Genomic DNA, 4996 nt, shown 5'->3' with positions numbered 1-4996 from the left:
GGGCCACCGGCGGGCTCCGGCCCTGTCGGCGCCCCACTCCGGCCCATCGGCGGGCTCCGGCCCTGTCGGCGTCCCACTCGGGCCACCGGCGGGCTCCGGCCCTGTCGGCGCCCCACTCCGGCCACATCGGCAGGCTCCGGCCCTACCGGTGCCCCGCTCCGGCCAGCGCCTGAGCGCACGCCCGGAGCAGCGTCAGGTCCTCGCGTATGCCGTTGCCGCCGGCGTCGGTGCGGTGCCGTAGGGGAGAGGCGAGCTCCGTTCGGAGCAGGTCGTGCAGGGGCGCTCCCGCCGGGCCCAGTGCCGAGACGCACGCGGCGATCGTCGCGCGCGTGCGCGGGTGCTCTCTCCACGCGGAGCGGAGGGCGGGGAGGAACCGCTCCGGATCCCCCGTCGTCCGCCACACCGCGCAGGCGGCGGTGGCCCGGGTCCGTGGGTCACCGCGCTCGGCCAGCTCGCGCAGCCCGGGCAGGGCCGGGCGGGCGGCCGGGCCCAGTCGTCCCAGTACGGCCGCCGCACGGCGCCGGCGGCCGCCCCCCGGCTCCGTCGACGTGTCCGACAGTGCGCGGAGCAGCGCCGGCAGCACGGCATGCGCGTCGCCCGTGATCGACCACAGCGCGTCCGCCGCCGCGACCGCGCGGTCGCTCTCCAGCAGTCCGCGAAGATCCGGTACCGCCTCGTGTGCGGCGCCGCCGAACGTGCCGAGGGCACGAACCGCCGCCTCCATGACGGCGTCGCGCCGCCGCAGCCCGTCCGGCATGCCGCGCAGCAGCCGCACCACAGCGGGCACGGAGGCGTAGTCGCCCAGCGCGGCGAGGGCCGACAGCAGGGGAACGGCCCGTTCGCAGGTGTCGGACGCGTCCAGCGGTACGCGCGCGAGCCGTTGCCGCAGCGCGGGGACGAGCGGCACGGCCGCGCGGCCCAGGTGGGGCACGGCCAGCCCCAGATCGTGCGGTACGACCGGCCCCGCCAGCACCTCGGCCAGCACCGGCGTGGCCCGCGCGTCCCCCGTCCCGGCCAGTGCCTTGAGCGGTCCGCCCAGGGCCGGCGCGCCCCGCTCGCCATGTCGTATGCGCAGCTCGGGACGGTACGTCACCAACGCGTGGAGATGGTCCGCGGCGGGCGCGGCCAGCTCGGCGAGCTCCAGCAGGACCGTGACCGCCGCGTCGTGCAACCGGACCTCCTCCGAGCCCAGTTGGTTGCCGATGAGGGCCACCGGCTCCGCGAGGCCGGTGCGCCACTCCCGGAAGAGCCCGGCCGACATCCACACGCCGTTGCACCGGTCGAGGGGATCCGGGCTGGTCAACTGCCCGCACAGCAGGGCGACACGGTCGGCCACCCGGCTGTCGAGCGCGCAGTGCAGGGTCCGCAACAGCCGGGAGCCCTCCTCGTCCGAGGGACGCAGCCGCCGCAGCCGGGCGGCGAGCGTGTCCGGACCGGGACAGTCCTCGGGGCCTCCCGCCCGGGCCCGCCTCCCCGATCTGTCCCTGAGCAGCCGGACGACGGTCGGTACGAGATCGGAGGGGAGCAGATCCGGGGCGCATCCCGCGAGCTGGCCGAGCGCGGCGAGCCGGAGACCGGGGCCGTGAGGCGGCCCGCTCAGTTCGACCAGCAGGCGCACGGCCTCAGCAGCGTAGGCCTCTTCGGCGGCGTGGGCCTCACCGGCCGGGCGGTGGCGCCGCGCGAACAGGCCGAGGCTCTCCGCGAGGGCGAGCAGGACACGGTCGTCCCGCTCCACGGTGATTCGCTCCCGCAACAGGGCGAGCAGCCGCGCCGGTCGATCCACGTACCGCACCAGCGCGCCCGGGACCACCCGGCGCACTGCGGCGTCCGGGTCCCCCGCGAGACGGACGAAGACGTCGGCACGCGCGCGCAGGGTGTCCCGCACCTCTGCCGCGCGATCACCCCGGGCACCGGCGACATCGCCGATGCTGACGAGGAGCTCCACCACCCCCGCCCGGTCCCGCACCTCCTGACGGCCGGCGAGCGTGAGGAGGAACGGAACACAGGCGAGCGTCGAGTCGCGCACGTCGTCGTCCTGGTGGTGCACGGCGCCGTACATCCCGTCGAGCGCGGTCTGTCGCTCGGCCGGGTCGGCGGAGGCCAGCCCCCGCAGTAATCCGGGCACATCCTCCGCGCTGCCGTACGCGTGGCGCAGCGAGGCCCAGTCGACCTCGTCCATCCCCCTGAACACGTTGTCCTCCCCCAGACGAAGTGCCGACGACGGGGAGTCTGCACCACGGCACTGACAACGAAGCGGAATCGGGAGGTGACTGTGCGCGAACTGTGCGCATGATGGCTTGAGTTCGAGCCGGCCGGCCCTGGCCGGTCCGCACACCGTGTCCGGCCCGCCCCGCCCCGGCGCCTCAGCCCCCGCCGCCGGGCAGCGCCCGCTCCACGATCGCGTCCAGGTCCGCCGTCGGCGGCAGCGTCCCGAACGCGTGCCCCCAGTCGCCCCCGAGCCGCGACGCGCAGAACGCGTCGGCGACGGCCGCCGGGGCGTGCCGGACGAGGAGGGAGGCCTGGAGGGCCAGCGCCATCTGCTCCACGAGACGGCGAGCCGTGGCCGGCGACGCCTCGGACAGACCCGTCTTGAGCCGCGTCACGGCCGAGTCCAGACGGGCGTCCGCTCCCCGGGCGAGGGCGAACTCGCCGAACAGCGCCTCGGCGGTGCCCGGTTCGCGGCTCAGCGCCCGCAGCACGTCGAGCGCGTTGACGTTCCCCGAGCCCTCCCAGATCGACAGCAGGGGAGCCTCACGGTAGTGCCGGGGCATGCCCGAGTCCTCGACGTAGCCGTTTCCGCCGAGGCACTCCAGTGCCTCCGCGGTGAAGGCCGGACCCCGCTTGGTCACCCAGTACTTGCCGACGGCGGTGGCGATCCGGCGGAACGCGGCCTCCGACCCGTCCGCATCGTCTTCGCGTACCGCCCGGTCGGCAGCGCCCGCCAGGCGCAGGGTGAGCGTCGTGGCGGCCTCGGACTCCAGTGCCAGATCGGCGAGAACGTTGCGCATCAGCGGCTGGTCCACGAGCCGTGCGCCGAACGCGCTGCGGTGGCGCGCGTGGTGCCCGGCCTCGACGAGGGACTTGCGCATCAGCGCGGCCGACATCATCACGCAGTCCAGCCGCGTGCAGTTGACCATCTCGATGATGGTCTTCACGCCCTGCCCCTCGGGGCCGACCAGCCAGGCCACCGTCCCGTCGAACTCGGGCTCGGAGGAGGCGTTGGACCGGTTGCCCAGCTTGTCCTTCAACCGCTGGATGCGGAAGGTGTTGCGCGTCCCGTCGGGCAGGACGCGCGGCACCAGGAAGCACGACAGGCCGCCCGGGGCCTGTGCCAGGACGAGGAACACGTCGCACATCGGCGCCGAGGTGAACCACTTGTGCCCGCGCAGCGTGTATACCCCGGGCTCGGCCGTCGGCGTGGCCGCCGTGCTGTTCGTCCGGACGTCGGAACCGCCCTGCTTCTCGGTCATCCCCATGCCCGCGAGCAGCCCGCGCTTCTCCGTGGGCTCCCGGAGGACGGGGTCGTACTCCCGGCTCGTCAGCAGCGGCTCGTAGAGCTTCGCCAGTTCCGGCTGCCTGCGCAGTGCGGGGACGGCGGCGTAGGTCATCGACGTGGGGCAGCCGTGCCCGGCCTCGGTGTGCCCCCACACCAGTCCGCCTGCGGTCCTGACGACATGAGCGCCGGGCCGGTCGTCCGCCCAGGGTGATGCGGCCAGTCCCGCCCCGATCGCCGTGCGCATCAGGTGGTGCCAACTGGGGTGGAACTCGACCTCGTCGACGCGGTTGCCGTACCGGTCGTGCGTGCGCAGCTCCGGCTCGTGCCGGTTGGCCAGGTCGGCCCACTCCTGCGCCTGGGCGCTGCCGGCCTGCCTGCCGAGCCGCCGCAGGTCCTCCTCGGCCCATCCGGCGCCCTCCCGCCGCAGCCCCTCCAGGAGGGCGGTGTCGTCGGACGCGTCGTAGGGGGTGAGGGGTGGGGCCTGATTGGTGACGTCGTGCGTGGCGGGTCCGCCGTACGCCGGCTGTTCGTCCGATGCCGAGACCATGCGTCGAGTGTTGCACTTCCTCTGCAGCCGCAGCAATACTGCAACACACAATGGGCCGCGTACAGTACGTGACCATGCCGATGAACGTCCCGGCGCCGCCCGGCGCGCTCGATCTGCGCCCGCTGTCCGCGCGGTCGGTCGTCCTGAGCCTGCTCCTCGGCACGCATCCCCCCGAACTGCCCGTCAGGGAGCTGGTGCGGCTCGTGGAGGGCTTCGACGTCGGCGGCTCCACGCTGCGGGCGGCGCTCAGCCGGATGGTGGCCGCCGGGGACCTGCGGCGCACGGACGGGGGCTACCGCCTCAGCGACCGGCTGCTGGAACGCCAGAGCCGCCAGGACGACGCCGTGCGTCCGCGCACGCGCGCGTGGCACGGCGACTGGGAGATGATCGTGATCACCGCGACCGGACGCGTCCCGGCCGAACGGGCCGACCTGCGCACGCGGCTGACCGAGCTCCGGCTCGCGGAACTCCGCGAGGGCGTCTGGCTCCGGCCCGCCAATCTCACCCGTGCTCTCCCCGATGATCTGGACCGGGTCGTCCAGCGCTACACGGCCCGCCCCGACCGTGCCCCGGGCGAACTGGCCGAAACCCTGTGGCCGTTGGACACCTGGTCCGCAACGGCCCGGGCTCTGCTCGCGCACATCGCCGGCTCGCCCCGCCCGGCCGACCGCCTGACGGCCTTCGCCGCCGTCGTACGGCACCTGCTCGCCGACCCCGTCCTGCCGCCCGGACTCCTGCCCGCCGGCTGGCCCGGCACCGAACTGCGTGCCGCGTACACCGCCTACCAGCGGGAGCTGATCGGAGAGGTACGCGCGCGCGTGCGCGGCGCATGACGCGAACGGCCGTGGGGGGGGGCCCCCGGGGCCCCCCCCCCCCCCCCCCCCCCCCGCGGGGGGGGGGGGGGGGGGCGGGGCGGGGGCGGAGGCGGGGGGGGGGAGGGGCGGGAGTGTAAG

At 75.2% G+C, this 4996-nt stretch carries 3 protein-coding genes; 1 reads left to right on the top strand and 2 read right to left on the bottom strand.

Features of this window, described 5'->3' with window-relative positions; genetic code table 11:
- Positions 1-142: 142 nt before the first annotated feature.
- Positions 143-2191: a HEAT repeat domain-containing protein gene (locus ABTX60_RS23925; RefSeq protein ID WP_352099043.1), complete on the bottom strand. Its 2049-nt coding sequence runs from the start codon at positions 2189-2191 to the stop codon at positions 143-145.
- 172 nt (positions 2192-2363) lie between these two features.
- Positions 2364-4043 (bottom strand): DNA alkylation response protein, encoded by a 1680-nt coding sequence (locus ABTX60_RS23920; protein ID WP_352099042.1) that lies wholly within the window; start codon positions 4041-4043, stop codon positions 2364-2366.
- Between the two features lie 74 nt (positions 4044-4117).
- On the opposite strand from ABTX60_RS23920, the gene ABTX60_RS23915 reads away from it, so the two are divergent.
- Complete coding sequence (locus ABTX60_RS23915) at positions 4118-4876, top strand: PaaX family transcriptional regulator C-terminal domain-containing protein (RefSeq protein WP_352099041.1); 759 nt, start codon at positions 4118-4120, stop codon at positions 4874-4876.
- Positions 4877-4996 lie beyond the last annotated feature (120 nt).

Origin of the sequence: Streptomyces sp. NPDC126510, assembly GCF_040302345.1 — a bacterium.
GTDB lineage: Bacteria > Actinomycetota > Actinomycetes > Streptomycetales > Streptomycetaceae > Streptomyces.
This window is presented reverse-complemented; position numbering and strand designations above follow the sequence as displayed.

Bases quoted from the DNA above. Each gene is read 5' to 3' on its own strand.
- ABTX60_RS23920 (WP_352099042.1), bottom strand. From the start codon at position 4,043: ATGGTCTCGGCATCGGACGAACAGCCGGCGTACGGCGGACCCGCCACG.
- ABTX60_RS23915 (WP_352099041.1), top strand. From the start codon at position 4,118: ATGCCGATGAACGTCCCGGCGCCGCCCGGCGCGCTCGATCTGCGCCCG.